The sequence below is a fragment of the Teredinibacter franksiae genome (genome assembly GCF_014218805.1).
GTDB classification, from domain to species: domain Bacteria; phylum Pseudomonadota; class Gammaproteobacteria; order Pseudomonadales; family Cellvibrionaceae; genus Teredinibacter; species Teredinibacter franksiae.
The window spans coordinates 148,012-169,666 of the sequence record NZ_JACJUV010000008.1 but is presented as its reverse complement, the minus strand read 5'-3'; the positions used below and the strand labels follow the sequence as shown (position 1 = coordinate 169,666).

At 46.0% G+C, this 21,655-nt stretch carries 17 protein-coding genes; 11 read left to right on the top strand and 6 right to left on the bottom strand.

Annotated features, from left to right (window positions below; genetic code table 11):
• Positions 1-1,194: 1,194 nt before the first annotated feature.
• Positions 1,195-1,509 (bottom strand): hypothetical protein, encoded by a 315-nt coding sequence (locus tag H5336_RS20515; RefSeq protein ID WP_185236325.1) that lies wholly within the window; start codon positions 1,507-1,509, stop codon positions 1,195-1,197.
• Positions 1,510-2,105: 596 nt separating this feature from the next.
• On the opposite strand from H5336_RS20515, the gene H5336_RS23195 reads away from it, so the two are divergent.
• A complete protein-coding gene (locus H5336_RS23195; RefSeq protein WP_185236324.1) occupies positions 2,106-2,921 on the top strand; it encodes a dienelactone hydrolase family protein in 816 nt (271 codons plus the stop codon).
• Between the two features lie 379 nt (positions 2,922-3,300).
• On the opposite strand, the gene H5336_RS20505 is transcribed toward H5336_RS23195, so the two are convergent.
• Positions 3,301-4,497 carry a Gfo/Idh/MocA family protein gene (locus H5336_RS20505; protein WP_185236323.1) on the bottom strand — a complete coding sequence of 399 codons (1,197 nt, stop codon included), beginning with the start codon at positions 4,495-4,497 and terminating at the stop codon, positions 3,301-3,303.
• 575 nt (positions 4,498-5,072) lie between these two features.
• On the opposite strand from H5336_RS20505, the gene H5336_RS20500 reads away from it, so the two are divergent.
• From H5336_RS20500 to H5336_RS20490, 3 genes are all read left to right on the top strand, one after another.
• Positions 5,073-5,411 carry a hypothetical protein gene (locus H5336_RS20500; protein WP_185236322.1) on the top strand — a complete coding sequence of 113 codons (339 nt, stop codon included), beginning with the start codon at positions 5,073-5,075 and terminating at the stop codon, positions 5,409-5,411.
• Between the two features lie 95 nt (positions 5,412-5,506).
• Positions 5,507-6,070 carry a sulfotransferase gene (locus H5336_RS20495; RefSeq protein ID WP_185236321.1) on the top strand — a complete coding sequence of 188 codons (564 nt, stop codon included), beginning with the start codon at positions 5,507-5,509 and terminating at the stop codon, positions 6,068-6,070.
• 643 nt (positions 6,071-6,713) lie between these two features.
• Positions 6,714-8,387, top strand: coding sequence for a DUF8508 domain-containing protein (locus H5336_RS20490; RefSeq protein ID WP_185236320.1), 1,674 nt, complete (start codon positions 6,714-6,716; stop codon positions 8,385-8,387).
• Between the two features lie 230 nt (positions 8,388-8,617).
• Here the strand turns inward: H5336_RS20490 and H5336_RS20485 are convergent, their stop codons facing one another.
• Positions 8,618-10,573: a PQQ-dependent sugar dehydrogenase gene (locus H5336_RS20485; protein ID WP_185236319.1), complete on the bottom strand. Its 1,956-nt coding sequence runs from the start codon at positions 10,571-10,573 to the stop codon at positions 8,618-8,620.
• A 976-nt stretch (positions 10,574-11,549) separates the two neighbouring features.
• Between H5336_RS20485 and H5336_RS20480 the strand changes: the two genes are divergently transcribed.
• The gene (locus H5336_RS20480) at positions 11,550-14,552 is read left to right on the top strand and encodes a GDSL-type esterase/lipase family protein (RefSeq protein WP_185236318.1); all 3,003 of its coding nucleotides are present in this window, start codon (positions 11,550-11,552) and stop codon (positions 14,550-14,552) included.
• A 230-nt stretch (positions 14,553-14,782) separates the two neighbouring features.
• On the opposite strand, the gene H5336_RS20475 is transcribed toward H5336_RS20480, so the two are convergent.
• Positions 14,783-15,199, bottom strand: a complete 417-nt coding sequence (locus H5336_RS20475; RefSeq protein ID WP_185236317.1) for a ribonucleotide reductase subunit alpha — start codon at positions 15,197-15,199, stop codon at positions 14,783-14,785.
• 227 nt (positions 15,200-15,426) lie between these two features.
• Here H5336_RS20475 and H5336_RS20470 point away from each other — a divergent pair, with 227 nt between their 5' ends.
• Entirely contained in the window at positions 15,427-15,699 is a 273-nt protein-coding gene (locus H5336_RS20470; protein WP_185236316.1) for an SWEET family sugar transporter, read from the top strand.
• A gap of 87 nt (positions 15,700-15,786) precedes the next feature.
• A complete protein-coding gene (locus tag H5336_RS20465) occupies positions 15,787-16,980 on the top strand; it encodes a sialidase family protein (protein ID WP_185236674.1) in 1,194 nt (397 codons plus the stop codon).
• Between the two features lie 109 nt (positions 16,981-17,089).
• On the opposite strand, the gene H5336_RS20460 is transcribed toward H5336_RS20465, so the two are convergent.
• Positions 17,090-18,439, bottom strand: coding sequence for a DEAD/DEAH box helicase (locus tag H5336_RS20460; RefSeq protein WP_185236315.1), 1,350 nt, complete (start codon positions 18,437-18,439; stop codon positions 17,090-17,092).
• Positions 18,426-18,884, bottom strand: a complete 459-nt coding sequence (locus H5336_RS20455; protein WP_185236314.1) for a DUF3010 family protein — start codon at positions 18,882-18,884, stop codon at positions 18,426-18,428. Before H5336_RS20455 ends, H5336_RS20460 begins: the two co-directional genes overlap by 14 nt.
• Before the next feature lie 350 nt (positions 18,885-19,234).
• Here H5336_RS20455 and H5336_RS20450 point away from each other — a divergent pair, with 350 nt between their 5' ends.
• From H5336_RS20450 to H5336_RS20435, 4 genes are all read left to right on the top strand, one after another.
• Complete coding sequence (locus H5336_RS20450) at positions 19,235-19,621, top strand: YkgJ family cysteine cluster protein (RefSeq protein WP_185236313.1); 387 nt, start codon at positions 19,235-19,237, stop codon at positions 19,619-19,621.
• A 90-nt stretch (positions 19,622-19,711) separates the two neighbouring features.
• A complete protein-coding gene (locus tag H5336_RS20445; protein ID WP_185236312.1) occupies positions 19,712-20,209 on the top strand; it encodes a ribonuclease HI in 498 nt (165 codons plus the stop codon).
• Between the two features lie 36 nt (positions 20,210-20,245).
• Positions 20,246-20,782, top strand: coding sequence for a YaeQ family protein (locus tag H5336_RS20440; protein WP_185236311.1), 537 nt, complete (start codon positions 20,246-20,248; stop codon positions 20,780-20,782).
• Between the two features lie 516 nt (positions 20,783-21,298).
• Positions 21,299-21,643, top strand: coding sequence for an iron chaperone (locus tag H5336_RS20435; protein WP_185236310.1), 345 nt, complete (start codon positions 21,299-21,301; stop codon positions 21,641-21,643).
• Positions 21,644-21,655: the final 12 nt, after the last annotated feature.

Sequence of the window (21,655 nt, the reverse complement as noted above, 5' to 3'; positions counted from 1 at the left end):
GTATTCCCCAATAATATGCCCTCCTGTCCGGTTTTTTGGTCAGGCCAAAATGAATTGTCGACGTCTAGCTCGATACAGTGCTTCCGTAGTGTTAGGTAGGTGCAGAAAAAATTTATTTTCTAGTTTTTTGTTTTTTTTGTTAATCCATATAATGATTAATAGATTAAATTTGGCGACAGCATCTTAATCAATTTGTTTCATGGGCAGCAAATGTTTTGGTCTATATACAGTATTGTTCCCCCATGAATTGAATTTATATGAAAGTCAGTGTTCTAGGGTTTTATATCAGCTATAGATATTTGGTTAGATCAATTTGAAGCGAAAATTAAAAAACTTCGTTGTTATGATGGGTTTCCTTTGTCGCGTATAAACTTATATGACAATTTGTTTTTCCTATATGATTTTGATTAAGTTATATCACATGTTAATAATTTGTCTTGCATGTGGGTGGAAAATTTTATTTTAGGTGTTTTCTTGGTTGCTCCTACGAAAAATTTACATGGTTACTTTTCGGATAGGCGCGTTTAGGAGGCTTGGTTGAGGGGTTGAGGGGTTGAGGGGTTGAGGGGTTGAGGGGTTGAGGGGTTGAGGGGTTGAGGGGGTTATCGAAGTTAGCAGGGACATGGAAGTTAGCAGGGACACGCACTCTTAAGAAGTTAGCAGGGACACGCACTCTTAAAGAATTTGCGAAAGCAGCTAGCACAAGTTAGCAGGGGCACGCACTCTTAAAGAATTTGCGAAAGCAGCTAGAATGGACACCCACCAGCTCAGCTAGAAGGGACAGAAGCAGCTAGAAAGCTAGCAGGGACACGTAAAGAATTGCAGGGACACGAAGAATTGCAGGGACACGCACTCTTAAAGAATTTACGAAAGCAGCTAGAATGGACACCCACTAGCACAGCTTTAAGGGAAGCAGTTAGAAGGGACACCCACCAGTAGAGAATTTTTGGAAAATCCATTGGGTAAATTCCGTAAGATCAAAGTTTTACGTTAGTAACTCAAAATACTGGAAGAGTGGCGTGTACGAGCACGAAATGGTCATTTAGCGTCAATTGAATACCCTAAGCGTATATTGAACTTCCCCGCTTAACGCACACTTCAATTGCTGAACAGAGTCCGAAAAGAAGTGTTGTTAAGCTGGGCAGGTTCAAACTGTTGCTTTTGTGCCGGTCTATAAGTGTGACACTTAAGGTGTTATCGGTTTCGGCTAGTAGAATTAAGTGTAACTGCCCCCAAGTCTATGTTTAGGAAACCTGTATTTTGACAACCCTCTGTTGGTTGTTTACTTATTTTTATTATGGGCCTAGGGTAGCCAGCCGCAACACCACCATGGTCACTGCATACCGCATTGGCAGAAATTTCATTTGGTGGTAATGGCCAGTTAGTGGAATAGCCATCGTTACAATCCAATTCAAATCCGCCGTCAGGGTCGCTGCAAATCTCGTAGGCCATAGTGCCTACAGAAATAAGTGGTAAAGACAAGGATAGAATTAATATGAAACGTTTCATGGTGTTCTCCAAAGATTTTTAAGTGAAAAGTAAGTGTGTCTGTTGGGCATGCTTTGGTAGTTTTAAGAGTACTGCCAACGGGCTTATGTTTATGTCGTAGCAACTATGAATGTGGTTCAAATTATTTATCGCCAATTAAAGAAAGTGGGAAGGGACGCTTACCAGTAGGGAGCTTGTGAAAACCCTTTGGAGGGGAATACGTAAGACTAAATGTTTCAATTTATGACTGTAGGTAGCGGAATGATGGCGCGTAAAGCTGCATGTCGTGCGGTTTAAACCATCGTTAGAGCGCGGTTAGCGGAATAAGTATGATTTTTTGGCGGGATTAAGCCGAAATGGCGTGTGGGTACCCTCGCAATGCTACTATTTCCATTTCGGTATCAAGTCGGGTAATAGCGATTTTAATACATCCTAAAGATTTAAGTCAGTAGGGCGACACTAGCGCCCCCGATTGGACAATACTGGCAAGCCGCATCGAGGGAAATGTAGTCGAATGGATGGATGCTTTATAATTTTCACTGGCGTTATAGGCTTGTATTGATTACGACACCTTTTTATGCGCGAATTTTAGATTTTTGAGGGCAGGGATTTTTAACGTGCGATTCAGATTTATTGTATACCTCTTTAGCTTTCTAGTGTTGCTTGCCGGTTGCGCAACAGGGCCAAGCTTTATTCCGCAGTTGGTAACTCATTATGGCCTGCAGGAAAACGTATTTTCTAGCGAGCTATTCGATCACAAGCTGTTTTACAATACAGTCGAGGAAAGCCCGTACCTACATGTGTATGTAGCCGGTGACGGAGTACCTTGGCGGCATCGCTTCGTTGTTGCCTCCAATCCTACCCCAAAGAGTTCGCTCGTGTTAAATTTGGTTGGTGAGGATAGCAGAGCTGCGGTTTTTATAGGCCGCCCCTGTTATTACGGCCCGGATAAAAGTCGAAACTGTAACACTAAATTATGGACTTCTTCGCGCTTCTCTGAAGAAGTGGTTAGCAGTATGGTGCAGGCGCTAAAGGCCCTGTTGCGTGAACAACCGAATAAAAAAGTTATTTTATTCGGTTTTAGCGGCGGAGGTGCATTGGTAACCCTTATGGCACCACGAGTGCCCCAAGTAGCCGCTATTGTTACTGTGGCGGGTAACTTGAATACTACCCTATGGACTAAAAATCATCACTACACGGCTTTGAAAGGATCGCTTAACCCCATTGAGTTGGACGTTTTCCCACGGGATATTCTGCAATTCCATATTATTGGTGGTAAAGATGCCAATGTGACACGCGATATTACTCAATCCTATGTGGATAAACACGGCGGCGAGATCTGGAACTACCCTGGCTATACTCATGGTTGTTGCTGGATGGATATTTGGCCAGGGGTGCTCCAAAGTGTTCACGAAAAACTCCTATATAAGTAACAATAGAAGATTGGTCTGCGACGCTATAGAAAATGTAGCCGATAGGTAACGGGTTTATCGGTTCTGCAGGTGTTAAAAGTTTGTGTGGGGTGGTTAGTGTAAGTACCCAAAAGTAAATCGTGGGAGGTGTCTTTGGCTAACCCATACTACAGGTCGGTATTTTTTTCCTATAGGCAATAGTGTCCGGGTGGAATTTAATTTCTTTTACAAACTTGCATGCACGCACCGCTGAATTCGTCATACCTAAAAATACTGTAATCTAGTGTTTTCGGGGCCCGCGTTTGCTTCAGAATAACTCGTCTGCCTTTGTAGAAATTAAACTGTAAATAAAACCGTGAAGCGCAAAAGTCACGGGTTAAAAGTGACTAATGGAACTGCCCTAAAGTAAATCTATACGCCTTCCTTCCTGTGCGGATTGATATCCGGCGTAAATAACATCGACGCAACTAATAGCAAGGTCAATTCCGGCAAGTGGCTCTGTTCCATTGCGTAATGCCTGAACAAAATCAGCAATTTCTTGCGCAAACCCACGAAACCAGTCTTCGTCACAGCTAGGTCTGTTCCATCCCGCATGGGTTTCGAGTTTTTCAGTAAAGTACTCATCTCCAAATACGCCGACATCGGGTGCATAAGTTTCTACTGCATCGTTGGCGGTCATGTTTGCTTTAATAACACCGTCGGTCATAAAGGCCACAACACGGGTGTTAAGGCCGCCGAGACCTGAGTCGCTCACTGTAACATTGCCGCGACTACCATCTTCAAAGTGAATTATGAGATTTGCCCAGTTTTCAACGTCTCCTGGGTTAGAACTTATCCAGCGATGAGCACCGGCATCACGAGCCAGTTCAGAAGCTTGGCTACGGATTAAATTTGTGGTGTCTGCGAGCACCGCAACGGGTAGAATTGGCATTCCTCGCCGTATTTGGCCTTCCCATTGTTTGAGGTGTAAACAGGCGCCCACTGAATGTACGCCCATCCGTAAAAGAGCACCGCCACCTGTCGATTTCCACTCTTGTGAGGCTTTCGAGTTGGAACCCGAATGATTTTCTTCCGCACGAATCTCTAATACTGAACCCTTAGACGCGGCGATTAATTTGCGCATTTTTACAATGGGCGGTGAATATACCCAGTTCTCGGCGTAGCAAAATTTAACGCCATTGCGCTGAACGGCCTCGCGTATGGCTTCCGCATTTTGTCTTGCGCCTTTGCGCATAACAGACATAGCTACGTGCTCGCCAATGGGTTCGGCATCACCAGGAGAACCAAAGTAGCCGGTGAGTGGCTTTTCCATAATGATGTGCTTTCCGGCATTTGCAGCGCGAATGGCAAATTCATGATGCAGTGCTGGAGGAACGCAGATGTCGATAACATCAATGTCGGGTCTCGCTAGCAAGTCATCGAAATTATCGGTTGCAAACCCAATACCGGCTTTTTTCGCAAAACCTTCAGCACTGGTGAGGTTCTTCGAGCACACTCCGCGCACGTCAACTTCCCCCTTGGGCAAGTTCGCGTAATTTGCTAAATGCATACGTGCGCCCAGTTGAGCACCGGCTATCCCTATTCCAATGGTTTTCATGGTTCTCTCTTATTGATGTTGAAAATAGATAAGTCAATGTGGATTCGCTAATAGGCCATATTCACGGTGTTGCTGGAGGCAAGGTTAAGTCATTCACGGCTAAGCTTATAGCGTTGCGCCTAAATGGCGCGGATAGTTGTTGATAAAGCCACGCTTATATTGTCGAAAAGCCCTGCTGGTAACTCCGCAAGTTGGAATGCTTCACATTTTCTAATATTACTTTTACTCGCTCTTCTTAATTTGGAATTCGTTGACTAATTTCCTCGTTATCATACAGAGGGCGCTGCGTAATTTCACGATATACGGGAATCTATCGATATGCACCCCTCGGGGCTTAATGTACGAGTTATGTACGGCATGAATGAATTTCGCTAGGCCACCAGCATGCCTGTAAATTTTGCTTTGCGCAGCAACCGCACACAAAGCCGAGGCCAGAAGCGATTAATAGAGACATCCTCAAGTGTGATTGCCCAATTTCGTTGGTTTTCCGGCAAGATACAGAGGTGATAGAATGCTGTGTTGTAAGCCCTCATTAGCTTCAACGATGCAAATATTCAACTGAAATAAGAAACTCCATGAACGATGAAACAAATAAAACAGACCCGTTAGAAATATTGTCAGATTACGTGACCGAGGCGCACACACGGATTCAACGTGATTTTAGCGAAATAAACCCTGTGGTAGGGGTAAGCCGTAAGCTTCGTACCGTGGGGATTATGGCTGATACGATGACTATCGATTGTTTAAAATCGGGCAAACGTATAATCGTTGTATTACATGACGATATGCCGGGTATCGTGCGTTTTCAATTTTCTTTTATAGAGCAGGATCCCTCTGACAAATTTGAAGAAATTCAATTGCGAGAATTAACGCAGAACCATTATTACAATTGGATGAAAGACTATTTTTCCTAGTTTTATGGTAATGGCTTGCATGGCAGCATAGGGGCGCCTCTATTAGCACTCAAAAAGTATTTGTTGTAAGCCTGCCTAGAACAGGCACCACAAGCGTGTGTACTTACTTGCTCGATTATGGGTTTAAGGTTGCTCATACGGCCTATAGTGAAACAGCGTTCGATCAGGCCGATGTGGTTGCGGATACCCCTGTATTTGTAGATTACGCATCCTTATATAGCCGTTACCCCGGAGCGAAATTTGTATACTTGGAGCGGCCATTGGTAGATTGGGTTTTATCCATAAGGCGTTTGCTGAAAAGCATGCGTAAGCAATGGGTGCGAGATAGCACAGTTTTTGAAGACGATATAAAGCGTTGTTTTCAGGCCGTTTTTCCTTCCTTTGATCGCAAAACCGATTTTAGTGATGATTACCTGCAAGCTTGCTATGCGAAGCATCAATCGGCTGTGCTAGGTTTTTTCGCAGATAGGCCTGAGCAGCTGTTGCGTTTGTCTCTTACCCAAGCAGACGCCGGACAAGGGCTGTTATTATTTTGTGGTGGTGGTGGAGACGAAGAAGTAGCTCGTAGCCATGAACGGCTACCTCATGTCAATAAGGGCAGGCGCATTACCTATTGGGACACTATTGCACACCATAATAAGATTCCCTCTAATGTGTAATTCAATATGCGACATAGGATAGGGGGGCGAACAGTGAAAAGCTACCAGCAATATTTTGGCCGGTTTTTTCACCTTCACCTATTGCCTTTATCCAGTGGACCTTTCTTTAAACGGATCTTCTTTAAATAAGATAAAAAACCTGTTTTTTTAATCTTATACCTGCGCTAGCGTGTGTCCAGGTCGCTCTGGCTTAGGGCTAGGGGGCTATTGCTGTGCAGAACCGCAGGGTGGTTACGACTCATAGTGCATAGCCACACCCCTAGCGGCAATATACACTTAGGCGTTGGTGGTTCTGCTGTTTCATTCGTGAACCAAGCGGCTCACAAACCATGTTAGTCAAAGAGGGGGGCGTAAAGGTTAAGGTGGTTTCAAGAGCATTTTGTGTTTTTCTTAGGCGCGGTATTGGTCAGCCCTTACGCAGTGGTGTAAGTTGGTGTGCAAGTGCTAATGTGGGCGTACGGTTCCGTTTTTTTGCTAAGAAAATGAGGGTGGGAAATACGTTTGCAATGTGCATGACGGCTGTGGAACCTATGGATGCTGGTTTTATTGTCCTGTGCGTTGAGTAAAAAAAGGGGAGCGAATTTTTACCGAAAGGCATAAATATTAGTATTATTTAGAGAACCCTATAAATGGTGGGAGTAGCGTGGAAGGTATATTAGCGATTAGAGAAATTCAGGGTGACACACTGAACTCCGGTTTTGCCGGTGATCAAGTAGAAACGCAGGGTGTAATCACTGGCGTTTTACGTAGAGGGTTTTATATGCAAACGCCCAACGTAACTTGGGATGGGCAGCGTTCTGATGCTGTTTTTGTGTATGGCACTACCAAAAATATTAAGGTGGGCCACCTAGTGCAAGTTGCTGGCGAATGCGTTAATTTTTTAAAGGACGATTCGGCACGGCCGGTAACGCAAATAAAGCTTAGTAGTTTATATTTAGTACAGGAGGAAGGCCCGCTAATAACGCCGTTAACCTTATCGCCCGAGCTGTTGCCTCTTGCGAGTGAGGCTCTCGCGGTGATGCTTAATAGCTTAGAGGGTATGTTACTTGCCATTCCGGCACAATCCACTTTTATTGCACCCAGTAATTTATTTGGCGATTACGTGTGCGCTTTACCCCATCATTTTAACGAGCCCGATGTGATTAAAACCAAAGAGGGTGGTGTAATAGTGGAGGCCCGTAGCGGTGGTCGTTGGTTTCCTGGGTTTCGTCTTCGCAACTACAAGCAAGCGCCCCAGCTGAATGTGGGCACTACATTATTAACCGATGTGGTTGGGCCTTTACAATACCGTGTAGGCGCATGGCAAATTGCCGCGCAACAGACTTTTGAATTTACAGATAACCCCATTGCTTTGCAGAAAAGTCGCATTAGTAGCCGTGATGGTGCGCTAACGATTCTTACCCTCAATTGTTTTAATTTGGATTGCCATCTGGAGGCCGCTGAGCTTGTTAAAAACCCGAGAACGGATGTGGATGACGACTGGGGCGATGGGCGCTTCCATACGCTTGCGGAGGCCGTGGTACTGCAGGCCAATACCCCTGACATTGTTGCTCTGCAAGAGATTCAAGACAATGATGGTGCAGAGCTAACCGAGGTGGTTGATGCTTCTAAAACCTATATTGCTTTAATTGTGCTGATAAAACAGTTAAGCGGGGTGGAGTATCATTGGGTGGATATTCCACCGGAACCGGGTGCCGATGGTGGTCAGCCGGGCGGCAATATTCGCAACGGATATTTGTACAACCCCAAGCGGGTTACGCTTGTGCCAAATTCTGTACAGCTCATTGGCGCCAACGAGCCCTGCTTTGTTGGGTCGCGAAAGCCGTTAATGGCGACTTTTAAAGAGCGGGCTAGCGACAAAACCATGACCGTTATTAATGTTCATCTTGTTTCAAAGCGAGAGCAGTTAAGTATTTTTGCTCCGTTAAACCCGGGCGTGGACTTGCGTGAGGGTGTGCGTATTGAGCAAGCAGAGGCGATACACCGCGAAACGGAGCAGTTGTTAAAGCAAGGCCAAAATTATTATATTACCGGGGATTTTAACGACCACGAACACAGCAGCACGTTGAATGCCCTGGTAGGTACATCTAATACAAATTTGGTGCTTTCACTCCCACCAGAAACACGCTATGACTATAACCACCGAGGCAAATTACAGGTGCTTATGCACGGTATCGTACCCAAGCAGTTTGTCGATACTGACAAAGTAGATTATGAAATTATTCACGGCAACGAGTTAATCGGCGCAGAGCCCGGAGCCGACACCGATAAACCCAGTGATCATGCTTATGTGCTTGCCAAAATTGAGTTGAGTTGAGGTTTGGTCTTTAGAGGGGAGGTTGGTTCGCTCGTACGAGTTTCTGGGGTGCAGGCGAGCCGAGTAAATTACACGCTACTCAATAGCACTAAATTACCTAGGGCTAATGAGTGGTGTAATATTAAGGTATTAGGCGGTACAGAAAGGCTTTAATTAGGCGATAAAAAAAACCGATAAAGAGACCGACGGTGGGCTGTTAAGCATTAGCCCACTGTCGGGTTTAGCTGTGGTTAGTTTACTACGCGATCACCACAGGTGGTGCGACCAATACAGGTTTGGCTATTTTCGTTGCTCCAACCATTATCGCTATTTTCACAGATAGGCAGTACCCAGCCATACCAGTTACAGTTATTACCCTGACCTACAGAAGAGCTTGACGAACTGCTGCTGGAAGAGCTTGAAGAACTGCTGCTGGAGGAGCTTGACGAACTGCTGCTGGAGGAGCTTGACGAACTGCTGCTGGAGGAGCTTGACGAACTGCTACTGGAAGAGCTTGAAGAACTGCTGCTGGAAGAGCTGGACGAACTACTACTGGACGAGCTTGACGAGCTGCTACTGGACGACGATGTAGTGCTAACGATTGCATATACGCCGCCGCCGCTGTAATCCACCACAAATAACTCGCGATTGTTTGCTTCTCCGAAGTGTGAAATCCAGACGGTACTGTCTGTTAGCAATTCCATTTCATAGGTGCCAGCGTTGGATTCGACAAGCCGCCAGATTTTGCCAAGCGCGTAGTCGCCAAACACATACTGGCCATAAAGCCCGGGTATATTACTGCCGCGATATACATAGCCGCCGGTTACGGTTTCGCCTGTGCTGCGACCGTAATCTATAATGGGGGGTTCGTAGGGGCCACCGGTGGAGCATTCACTGATAGTGACCTCGTTACCTTCCATGCAACGCCATCCGTAGTTAGCACCCGATAAAATTATATCCACCTCTTCGAATCGACCTTCACCCACATCGCCTGCCCAGAGGTCGCCGGTTTCAGAATCGAAACTCCAGCGCCACGGGTTGCGCAAACCGTAGGCGTAAACTTCAGGCGCGCCGCCACCGTTAACAAATGGATTATCCGAGGGAATAGCGTAAGGCGATGCGCTATCGACATCAACGCGAATGAATGCGCCTAATAGATTGTTGGGATTTTGACCGTTGTCGAATGGATCGTTTGCACCACCATCACCAAAAGCACCGTAGAGGTAACCGTCTGGCCCGAAGGCTATGTTGCCGCCGTTGTGATTATTAAACACCTGGTCTACGGAAATAATATCCAGTCGTGTTGATGTGTCTAGCGTGCTGCCGTTAGACGATTCAGTAAAGCGGGAGATATAGGAAATTAAACTCCCGTTGTTTGCACCGGGCTCAGTAAAACTTAAAAATACCTGACGATTGTTTTGATAGTTGGGATGAAACGCCATGCCCAGTAGTCCGCCTTCACTGGAATCATCAATAATAGTGGTTAAATCAATATAGGTATTCACTGCGGTAGTGGTGTCACTGGCTGCGTTAAACCACACAACACGACCTTCTTTCTCCAGCAGATACCAGCGCGTGTTATCGCCCGGAGCCTGAAATAGGCCAGTAGGTTGGGTAAAGCTCAAATTGGGGTATACGCGCACCAGCTCAATGTCTACCGCTGTACTCGAAGACGAACTGGACGAGGAGTTTGAGCTTGAAGAGGAACTCGAACTGCTACTCGACGAGCTGGAACTACTGCTGGATGTGCTTGAGCTGCTAGAGGATGAGCTTGAGCTTGAGCTGCTAGAGGATGAGCTTGAGCTTGAGCTGCTAGATGAGCTGCTTGAAGCTAAATCGCAAACACTGCCGGTTACCAGCGGTATTTCTGCTGCGCTTCCGGGTACGCCTTTTTCTGCCTGGAAGCCAAACGACACCACTTGCCCAGGTTCGATGTTGCTATTCCAGTTAAAAGGTGACGCTGTGTAAGGGTTGTCACCCGTTACTGTGGCATTCCAGCTGTTGACCAAGCGGGAGCCATCTGAATATTGCCAAGAAGCATCCCAGTTATTCAGTGGAGTGTTACTGCTGTTAATAATGTTTATGGAGGCGGTAAACCCATCGCTCCAATCACTACTGATTTCATACTCACATTCGGCCGCATTAATATTGATTGTTGCGAACGAAATCAGCAGGCAAATAATTGCCCGCGAACTAGCTTGTTTCATAGCATTTCCTCTGCTGTAGTTTGAAATGCCCAGACCACAGGGCAAGGCGCTCGGAGTTGCGAACAGAGCATCCCAAAAAACCCCTGTTTCTTATAATGTTAACGGGTTTGGAAATCGCAACGAAAAGACGCGGTAATTAAGCCATTGTTTTTATTGGCTGTAAACGAATTAGAATCTGTAACCATGCGGTTCCGCAGTTTTAACATACCGCTTATTTCGTTTTTGTAGCATGGCTAGGGTGGAGTTATTTCAATTACGATTATTGAGTCGGCTTTAATGTTGGCTTACAGGTTTTTACGGATGTTTTTTGTGAGCTAGGAAAGTTGAGCTGGCAACAGTACACCAAATGACGGTAGATACTGAAATTGAACGAGTACAATTATTTAGCTTGAGTGCACCAGCGGGCAGGGCACCCTTAACTACAAAATACTATAGCGGGTACGGAATAGGGTCAGGGAGTATGGTGTTTGCCGTCTGTGGTTAACAAGGGGTAGGGGTTAGGTAACTCTTGGTAGTCTAGGATTCCGGGTTACTCAAAAGCTTTACCTCGAGTACCGAATAAGTTTGATTACAGGCTCTCTTAATAGACCCATTTTACGTAGCCGTTTATGGGGTCCAGTTTACTTTTAGCTGTAAGCAAGCAAAAAATGGGGTTTTAGTGTTGTATCTATTCTCAAGAAGTCATTGACGTATTCCCATAGTTTAGTCGCTGAGTAGGGAGGCATAAGTAAATTTACACGCCAATTTTTCTGGGAGATGAGAGCGGATTGCAACATTTTTACTGTAGATGGGCGGCTTTGGTCGAAGATTCCACCCAGTATCGATCATTTACAGTCACCAATACGTTATTATCTCGAATAAAAATGATTGAATGTGGCCAATTATGTTTTATATTGACTGAAAGCCTTGGGGTTAGTGCCATAGTCCTACCTGAGGCATATTTTAATAATATTACTTATGTTAATAGGGAGTCACTATGAGTCGTTTTCTTGTACTAATTTTAATGGTATTTATGATTGGAGGTTGTGGTGGCGGTTCTTCAGGGCCGACTGGTACACCGACAGCCGCACCGACAGCCGCACCGACGGACACACCGACAGCCGCACCGACAGCCGCACCGACAGCCGCACCGACGGACACACCGACAGCCGCACCGACAGCCGCGCCGACGGACACGCCGACAGCCGCACCGACGGACACGCCGACAGCCGCGCCGACAGCCGCGCCTGAAAAAACACAAATATTCGTTATCGGCGATTCGACTGTCGCGAACTATGGCACATCGTATTATCCTCAAACTGGCTGGGGGCAAGTTCTCGAGTACTACTTTGACGAACAAAAAGTACAAATAGAAAACCGCGCTCGTGGTGGTCGTAGCTCACGAAGCTACTATAACGAAGTCGGGCTTTGGGATAGTGTTGTTGACGAAATTGGCTCTGAAGATTTCGTACTCATCCAATTTGGCCATAATGATAGAGATACTAAACCGGAGCGTTATACCTCTCCCGAAGATTTTGAAGGCTATCTAACAAAGTATGTCGATGAAATTATTGCCAACGGGGCTGTCCCTATACTTGTGAGCCCAATGGTGATGAATGCTTATAGTGGCGATGTGCTTAGAAATGTTTTTACCGAGAGTGGTAATGATTACCGAGGCTCTATGGCCAAAGTCGCTTCCGAATTGGATGTGGCCTTTGTTGATTTGAATATGATGTCCTACGATCTTGTAAACTCTCTCGGTGTTGAACAAGCTTCACATTATTTATATTTAATTCTCGACTCAGGCGAATATGAGAATTATCCCGACGGCAGTGATGACGGTACTCATTTCCAAGAATTCGGTGCTATCGAAATGTCTCGACTAATAGTAGAAGGTATTGAAGAGTTAAGTGCTCGTAACGATATTCAGTCTTTATTACCGCTCATTAAGCAGCGCTATGCCTTAACAGTCGAAAATGTAGGCGCAAATGATAGTATTATTACCAAAAATAACGCTTATCCGAAAGATACACCTTTAACACTTAAAACTATTCCGGGTACTGATGATTCATTTAATGCCTGGTATCGTTTAGGTGCGTTAATTGAAGACGAGACTATTCTTCAAATCGCCATGCCCTCTAGAAACCTTAAGGTTGCAGCTGCATTCAATGGTGAGGTCCCCCTTGTTGTACCTACAGCATTTTTAATTGGGGATTCGACGGTAGCGAATTATGCGGAAAGTTATTATCCACAAACTGGATGGGGCCAAGTTTTACAGCCTTTCTTTGATAGTACAAAAATCAGTGTTGACAATGCCGCACTTGGTGGCAGGAGCTCAAAGAGTTTCTATAACGATCACTGGAATGATGTTAAAGCGGGTATAGTTGAAGGCGATTTTGTTTTCATACAGTTTGGTATTAATGATCGAGCGTTTGATGACCCCGATAGATCGGCACGAACGGGTGGCGTATTTGAAGGTTACATGACTAGTTTTGCCAATGAGACTATTGCACTTGGTGCAACGCCAGTATTTGTATCGACTGTACGACGTAATCAATGGAACGACGGCAGCCCTTATGATGCCTACCATGAGCATCCTGGTGCTGTCCGAACTCTGGCGGCCGATCTTGACGTAGCCCTTATTGATCTAGATGAAAAAAATAAGGCGTTGTTGGAGTTTGTTGGAGAGGACTACGCTAACCGCTTTTATTATATGGGTTTCGCCGCAGGTGAATATGCCAACTTCGCGGATGGCCGGTCTGACACCGTGCATTTTCAAGAGGCCGGTGCTGTAGAGCTTGCCCGCTTAGTGGCAGAAGGTGTGGAAGAGTTGAGTAGCAATGTCGCGTTAGCGCCTCTAGTTGATGCATTAAAGCCTAAGTACGCCTTGGATATTACCAGCCCTAGTGGGAGTGCGGGAACATTTACGAACGGGTTTTCCTACCCGGATGGCACACCTATTACCCTAAAGGCGTTAGCCAACGATGGCGATGTATTTACACAGTGGTTAGATGAAGATGACACACAAATTTCTGATAGTGCGCTGTATCAATACATTTCCGGTAATGCTGATACAGCCCTCACAGCTGTTTTTAATAATAGTGAAGGGCTTGGTATTCCAAGTACAAATCTAACGACTGAGTTAGATGGTACTAGCGTTATCTTGAGCTGGGACCTGCAAAATTATTCCCCAGTGGTCACTGGGCTAGAGGTTTACCGTAATGATATTAACGACACCGCTGGCCGTACTATAGTTGTTGCTGGAGCTGATGCTTCGGGTAGTTTCGTAGATACAACAGTAGAGTCAGGTAATACCTATTGGTATATGTTTAAAGTTACTCAAGGAGCCGTGGTTAATAACACTGACTCTGAAGCTGAAATTCGTGTGCCTTATGTCAATGAAATTCCTGTTACAAACGTAACGACGGTTGTTGATGGTACCGCCATTGAGTTGGCTTGGGATCTAAAATACTTCGAGCCGGAAATAACCTATCTTGAAGTGTATAGAAATGATAAAAACGAGGCGGCAGGCCGAACACGTATAGTTCCCGGTGCAGATTTGGCTGGTACATTTAGAGATACCGGTTTAGTGCCAGGTACTACCTATTGGTATATGTTTAAAATGAACCAAAATGGAATTGAGAAGGCCTTTAGTACTGACCCTGAAGCTGAAACCACGATTCCGGTAGATGCGGTGTCAAATGATCCTGAGCCTGCCGAGCCCGGGGTTACAAATTTGAGCACGGTGGTAAATGGAACTAATGTGACGGTAACCTGGGATCTGCAAAATTTTGTACCGGATATAACCTATTTGGAGCTTTATCGCAATGATAAAAATACTGATACAGGGCGCACTCGGATAGTAATAGGAGCGACAATTTCAGGTGAGTTTATTGATGAAGGGTTGGAAAGCGGAAAAACGTACTGGTACATGTTTAAAATGACACAAAACGGCGTTGCCAGTAGTACTGACCCTGAAGCTGAAACGGCCGTTCCATAGTGGGGCGTTAATGTATCAGCTGTTTATCAGGCGTTGCTCAGGTCTAAACTAACTTTTAATCCTTTATAGGGTTGTTATCGAGTTCCGGATCGGGCGTTTTAAAGTGGTAGTGAGCTCTAAGCGCATCCCATACGCTGGGTGCGTTTACGTGAGTAGGGCTTGTTCTATAGTCTTGCGCCTTTACAAGCGACTGGAGTATATGCCAGAGCGTACGCTAAACGTTCAAGTACTTAGCCCGCAATTAATTCCAGCGGTAACCCCTCATTGTCGAATACCAATAGGTTGCTAATGTTACCGTCGCGAATGCTGTGTAATACTTTTTCCATTGCCATGTCGGTTTCTTCGGCGCTGGGTAATTGAGCTTCTCCTACCAATGCTGCTACAAATATGGCGTCCCAGGTTTCTGTTACCTGCTTGGTTTCGTCTGCGAATGTGGCAAAACTGTCTATGTCTTCGGGTAATTTGTCTACACCGGCTATAGGTGCCAAATGGCCGCCTTCGCCTTTTTCGAACTGTTCGGCTTGAGCGGGTGTGTGGCCATCGGGTAATTCCCGTTTGGCTAGTACAATGAGTAAGCGTTGAGGCTCCGTTTGCTCCCGCGCTATGGCTAAAAAATCATCAAAGTTGTCAATTGAAATGGAGGACATAGGGCTTTCTCGTTAAGAATACAGAGGCTAGAGTATAGTGGTGGCAGAATATCAGAGTTTTTTGCTTGTACCACGTTTTCTCGAGCAATTTGTGGGTAGCGTTGATTGAGCAATGTTTCGATGTTCGACCATGCCTGTACAGTGTCTAGAGGCAAGAATACCCTCAGGTAAGTACTTGCCGCACTTATGCATGTACCTATTCAAGCCCCAGTAGAAGGATGTAATAAATGCTGTACGCCGAATTTATTGGGTATGCCGCCGCTTGCTTAACCACCAGTTCTTTTTTGCCTCAGGCAATTAAGGTGGTGCGTACTCGCGATACCAGTTCATTGTCGCTACTGATGTACGTTGCCTTTAATGCGGGGGTTGTATTATGGCTGGCGTACGGTTTACTTCGAAAAGACCCAGTGATAATCGTGGCAAACTGCGTGACGATTGTGCTTTCAGTCACCATTCTTAGTATAAAGACCTATAACGTCATTAAAAAAATAGATAGATAAACGCCGTTTTAGTCGACTCTAACGTGTTGTAAGCTCTGTTTAGCTTCGATTGTCTGTTGTCTAAATTCTACCTTCATGGCTGTGATGATGGCATTCTTTAAAAAATCAGTATTTTGCTTTTACCTGACACTAATTGGGTTTGCCGGTTTATCCTTCGCTAAAGAACCGGAGGGTAAACCCTTTTATGCGACTTCCGAATTGTTCGATTTTTCACAACCAGAATCACTGGGCCTGGTATTTGCCAAGCATACAATAACCAATACCGTGTATAAGCCGTCCGGCGACTCGGACCAATACGCTAACGGAGCGGTGCTTATTGGTTTTAAAGGCTATCTTTATGCTCAGTGGCAAAGTTCCAATCGTGACGAAGACTCCGCTGATACTTGGGTGGCTTATAGTCGTGCGCTAGGGGGTATTAATTGGTCGTCGCCTTTGGTACTGGCCCCAACGTTGGACAACGGCATGCGCACCAGTGGTGGTTGGTGGACTGATGGTGAAATCTTAGTGGCTTACGTTAATGTGTGGCCAAAAGAACTTGAGCCGAAAGCCGGGTACACAGAATATAGGTTAAGCCAAGACGGTGTTCGTTGGTCGGAACCCAAGAGGGTGTTAGCCAACACCGGGCAGCCGGTAGACGGGGTGTTTGAGCAAGATGTTCATGCGCTTCCAAACGGTAGAATTATTAGTGCGTTTCATCAGCCGCCAGGGTTAAAAGTTGCGCCTTATTTTACTGATGATAGGCTGGGTATAGCGGGTTGGACGAAAGGCGAAATGGCCAATTTGCCGTTCAATAAAAATACTAGCAGGGAGATTGAGCCAAGTTGGTTTTACCGTGCCGATGGTAACCCGGTTATGGTTTTTCGGGATCAGGCGAGCACATTTAAAAAACTGGCTTCTATCAGTAGGGATAATGGAAAAACATGGACAAAACCGACAGTAACAAATTTTCCTGACTCTCGCTCAAAACAGTGTGCCGGAAATTTACCGGATGGCACTGCGTACCTCGTGAATAACCCTAGCCACAATAAAACGCGCATTCCGCTGGTTATTTCTCTGAGTAAAAACGGGCGAGAATTTAACAAAGCCTATTTATTGCGTTCGGGGGGAGCGGATTTACAGCCCATGCGGTTCGAAGGGCAGTACAAACGGATAGGCTACAGTTACCCAAAGGCTGTGGTGTGGCAAAATGCGTTATATGTAGCCTATGCAACCAATAAAGAGGACGTGCAAGTAACGCGGGTGCCTCTCGAGAGTCTTGTGGGTACCTCAACTCGGCGTTAAAAGACTTCATCAGGCACAGGGCCCCGTACATTTTGCTTTGCGCAGGTACCACACGCAAAGTGAGGTGCCTAAAGCGCTTAATTGAGCAGCGCTTTAGGTAAGCGCTGGGTTAATCTGACGGTTTTTTACGACGTAAAGGAGATAACCCGTCACCTAAGGGTGTTCTGGATGCGGCCTTAGGCGCGCGCTTGGGCTGTGTTTTTTTGGCGGCCGTCGATTTTTTACCGGTGGTTTTTTTCCCTGCTTTACCGGTGGCAAGGTTACTTTTTTTCTTTTTGGGCCCGGCCGCTTTGCCCGAACTTTTCAGCTTTTTGGGCCCTGCGTATTGCGCCTCTAACCCTGTAACCTTGCGCGGCGTTAAGCGTATGTTTAAATAACGCTCTATGCTCGACATGACATTCCATTCGTTGGGGCCAACCAAGGTAATGGCTAAGCCTTCTTTATCAGCTCTGCCGGTTCGGCCGACACGGTGCACGTGGTCGTCACCGGAGAAGGCGATGCTATGGTTAATTACCATGTCCACATCGCTAATATCTAACCCGCGAGCGGCAACATCAGTGGCAACCAATACGCGTATTTTTCCGTCTCTAAAACGATTGAGCAATTGTTTTCTATCGTTTTGCTCTACTTCGCCGTGAATGTATTCCGATACTAACTTGTTCGCGCGCAGCATGTTGCTTACTTTTTGGCACTGTAACCGCGTAGCACAAAATACAATAACGCGCTCGGCTTCCTGTTCTTCCACTAGGCGAACAATCAATTTTTCTTTGTGGCGGTCGTCGTCGGCCAGTACGCGCTGTTGGGTAATGTTGGCATGGCCATCTTTTGCATCGTCTATTTGGATGCGCTCTGGGTTTTTCAGCAGCCCGGTTATGCCTCCAATGCCTTTATGTTTGAGGGTAGCGGAAAACAAGAGGTTTTGCCGGGCAGGGCTACAGGCTTCTGCAATGGTGTGCATGGCTTCTTTGAAACCCATGTCGAGCATGCGATCGGATTCATCGAGCACTAGGATTTCTAAATCAGAAAAATCGATATTGCCATTTTTTATATGCTCCACTAAGCGTCCAGGTGTGGCCACTAATACTTCGGGGTTTTTCCGTAGTGTCGCTACTTGATGCCTGTAGGCTTCACCGCCCATAATGCGGCCAATTTTAATTTGCGTGTACGCTGCGAAACTTTCAAAAGATTTAACAGTTTGCAGTGCAAGTTCACGGGTGGGAACCAGTATTAGCGCGCGTGTAGCGGTTTTGTTTTGGGGGTCCAGTAAAAATCGGTGCAACATTGGCAGCACAAAAGCACCGGTTTTTCCGCTACCTGTGCGTGCAGATACCATTATGTCGTTACCCTGCATAACCGCGGGTATTGTTTTCGCCTGTACGTCGGTAGCTTGTGTAAAACCGAGCTTATCTATCGCTCTACCCAGAGACGGGTGTAGGTTTAGTTGGCTAAACTCTGTCATTACTAGTCTCTACCACTTCGTTAATATCAATAAGTGCGGCGTAGGCTGTTTTAAAAGCGGTTTCTTGAAATGCTTTTAAGTCGGTTTCCGAAAATGAAATGGGCAGGGGCTTGGCTTTTAAGAGCACCTTTGAGCGAGAAGCTGACATGAGGCTAACCTGCACAGTGTCGATTAGCTGAATGGCGGCTTCCATTTTAAAGCCTTCGGCTCCCCCGGCAAATTTGCCTTTTTTGGGACGTTCTTTAATGATGATTTTCTCTACTTTATAGTCTTCGGCCAATTTTGCCAAAGTCGTCTGAAACCCGAGTAGACCTTCGCTGGTATCGGGGTCTTTTAGTGTTAGGCTGCGTACGCGGCAATCTGATATTTCAAACAGGCCGTTGTCACTGCTCAGGAGGCAAATAACAGCCTCTTTCCCCTTAATTTCTATACCACAAACCTTCATTTTTAAACCACCCTAGGGGCGCTGGGCAAATAATGCTGCGCGCCAAAAATCAATGTTGAATTGTCGCGAATGATACAGTATCCAATACCGTTTGGCATGAGACGATAGAGAAACCCGTGGTGATCGGAGTGTAGGTCCGATGGGGCGTGGCTTGGCAGACCGTTGAGTGCTGCTGCGGCGGCAGTTTTGGGGTGTTCCATACGGGGTGTCGCCTGTTAAATAGTCAATAATATCAAACACATAGAGTGTTCTGCGCGCGCTGCGTGGCAATAGGCTGATACAATGCGGCCGAATTGATCTTTGCTTAGGTGTAGGCGGGCAAGCCAAGCCTATTTTGGGGTGGTAACTTTATGCGAGCCTGTAACCAGTGTGGAAAGTGCTGTCTTAAATACGGCAACGGCGGTTTATCGGCCAGTGCCGAAGAAATTGAATTTTGGGATGCGTTTCGGCCCCCTATCTATGCTTATACCAACAACGGTAATATTTGGACAGACCCGGCTACCGGGGTGTTGTTAGAGCGATGTCCTTGGTTGGAGAAGTTGCCGAATGAGGAAAAGTATACCTGCGCGATTTATCATGACCGCCCGGAAGACTGCCGACATTACCCCACTCGTATTGACGAAATGGTGAGGGACGAATGTGAAATGTTGGAAGTTAAAGATCTTACGAACCCAGAAAAGGCGCAAAAAACCCTGGATCTTATGATGATTGATAGCCGACCCTCAGTACAGGGATGATGGTTGGGTGAACCACGCTGTGTGGGATATTTGGAACGGCTCATTAGAAATGGTTAACCAACACAATTTACGTGTTAAAAAGGTTAATAAGTGAAAATATTTACGGATGGAAGTGTTCAGCCAGCTACAGGCATTGGTTGCGGTGCCTATTTGTTGGTTTTCGATGCGGGTGAGTCACTAGAGCGCCTAAAAAGCCGTATTCGCACGAAGCAATTTATGAATACCAGCTCTACTCGATTAGAGCTGCAAACATTCTTATGGGCATTAGGTTTGTTGTGTGACGACAACACCAGCATGCCGGCCTCCTTAGAATGTTATACCGATTGTCAAACCTTGGTGGGGTTGGCCGCTAGGCGAAAAAAGCTGGAGGCGAATAATTATATTTCGAAAAATGGCAAGCGCTTGAATAATGCTGATCTTTACCAGCAGTTTTATGCACTCATAGACAAGTTGAAGAGTAAGCATATCCACTGCCAGCTACTTAAACTCGAGGGGCATAAAGCATCTAAAAATAAAACGTCGACAGATCATTTGTTTGCATTGGTGGACAAAGCCGCACGAAATGCCGTTCGTCAGTTAGGCATTTAAATAACTTACCTCTCTATCATTAACCGGATCTAGCCAATGGCTCTTAGCGCAACTATTTACAAATTTACGATATCGCTTTCAGACCTTAATCGTGATTATTACAGCACTTTAAATCTTACTGTTGCTCAGCACCCCAGTGAAAAGGTTGAACGTATGATGGCTCGTGTTCTTGGTTTTTGTCTTCATGCCGGTGAGGGGCTTGAGTTTACTAAGGGGCTTTCTACACCGGAAGCACCTGATATATGGCTGAAAACCCTTGATGGTCAAATAGCGCAGTGGATCGTGGTGGGTGAGCCGAACCCAGACAGTATTAAAAAAGCCACAAGGCAGGCAGGCGGAGTTTGGGTATACACCTTTAATTCGAAGTCGGATACATGGTGGGAACAGTCGAAAAAGAAGTGCTCCTCCCTCGCGGTAAATGTTATTCAGTTTCCTTGGGCGGAGCTACAGAATCTCTCTACATCTGTCAGTAGGACTATGAGCTTTGCGGTGACCATTGCGGATGATTCTTTCCATGTTGCGATGGAAGATAATACTTGCGAAGTCTCTTGGAAAGTATTGCAGGGCGAGTAGGCTTTGCGCTTGTATGCGGCCGTGTGTTCATATTGGCGCAGGCGTTTTGGGGTATTAAAATAGATGAAGTGCGGTAAGGGCTGCTCTATGAATCGCACACAAAGCGCCTAAGGGCGTGGCCTGGCAAACCTTATTGCGGCGTTGGCCCAATTGGCAAGGCAGCCAGCCTTCCGCTATGCCGTGTGCCTTACGCTAAGGCTCGCCAGACCCTACAGAGGCAAAATTCAATTATTGGAGGTGTCCGTCAGTAGAATCCCATAACCTGTGTACATTAAAGCCGGTAGAGGGCAATAATTTCGGATGACGCCTACCAAGGGCTCGTTAGGCTTCTATCTGGAAGGTCGACAGTTTGGCCTTGGTTCGGCGCCCAAAAACTATTGTTTTGCGACTGTTGGCCAGGCTACCGTTTGGCGGATAGCTATATTTTTTTAAAATACCGCTAAGCTTCCCTTTATATTTTCAAATCGGCTTCTAAAATAATGCATAGTCAATACGAAAAATGATGGTGGAGGCTAGATGAATACGGATGTAGAAAACTATTTTGCCGCTTTGCCGGAAAAGCGGAGAGAGAAGCTTAAACTGCTACATGAGGCGATACTCGCTTGTTTTCCGGATGCTAAAGTCGACATGCACTACAAAATGCCTACCTATAGTTATTCTGAGGGCTGGGTGGCAATTGCCAATCAGAAGAGCTACGTGTCGCTATACACCTGTGGTGCCCACCATATCGAAGCGTTTAAGTTGGCTTACCCCGAATATAAAGCGGGCCAAGGTTGTATCAACTTTCGTATGAAGGATAATATTCCGCTCGAAGCCATTCAGCAGGTTGTTCGCCATGCTATCGAGCACCCCAAGGGGTGAGAGCTGAAGGCT

Coding starts and splice junctions, on each gene's coding strand:
- H5336_RS20460 (WP_185236315.1), bottom strand. CDS start 18,439: ATGACAGAGTTTAGCCAACTAAACCTACACCCGTCTCTGGGTAGAGCG.
- H5336_RS20465 (WP_185236674.1), top strand. CDS start 15,787: ATGGCATTCTTTAAAAAATCAGTATTTTGCTTTTACCTGACACTAATT.
- H5336_RS20500 (WP_185236322.1), top strand. CDS start 5,073: ATGAACGATGAAACAAATAAAACAGACCCGTTAGAAATATTGTCAGAT.
- H5336_RS20455 (WP_185236314.1), bottom strand. CDS start 18,884: ATGAAGGTTTGTGGTATAGAAATTAAGGGGAAAGAGGCTGTTATTTGC.
- H5336_RS20480 (WP_185236318.1), top strand. CDS start 11,550: ATGAGTCGTTTTCTTGTACTAATTTTAATGGTATTTATGATTGGAGGT.
- H5336_RS20435 (WP_185236310.1), top strand. CDS start 21,299: ATGAATACGGATGTAGAAAACTATTTTGCCGCTTTGCCGGAAAAGCGG.
- H5336_RS20470 (WP_185236316.1), top strand. CDS start 15,427: ATGCTGTACGCCGAATTTATTGGGTATGCCGCCGCTTGCTTAACCACC.
- H5336_RS20475 (WP_185236317.1), bottom strand. CDS start 15,199: ATGTCCTCCATTTCAATTGACAACTTTGATGATTTTTTAGCCATAGCG.
- H5336_RS20505 (WP_185236323.1), bottom strand. CDS start 4,497: ATGAAAACCATTGGAATAGGGATAGCCGGTGCTCAACTGGGCGCACGT.
- H5336_RS20440 (WP_185236311.1), top strand. CDS start 20,246: ATGGCTCTTAGCGCAACTATTTACAAATTTACGATATCGCTTTCAGAC.
- H5336_RS20450 (WP_185236313.1), top strand. CDS start 19,235: ATGCGAGCCTGTAACCAGTGTGGAAAGTGCTGTCTTAAATACGGCAAC.
- H5336_RS20485 (WP_185236319.1), bottom strand. CDS start 10,573: ATGAAACAAGCTAGTTCGCGGGCAATTATTTGCCTGCTGATTTCGTTC.
- H5336_RS20515 (WP_185236325.1), bottom strand. CDS start 1,509: ATGAAACGTTTCATATTAATTCTATCCTTGTCTTTACCACTTATTTCT.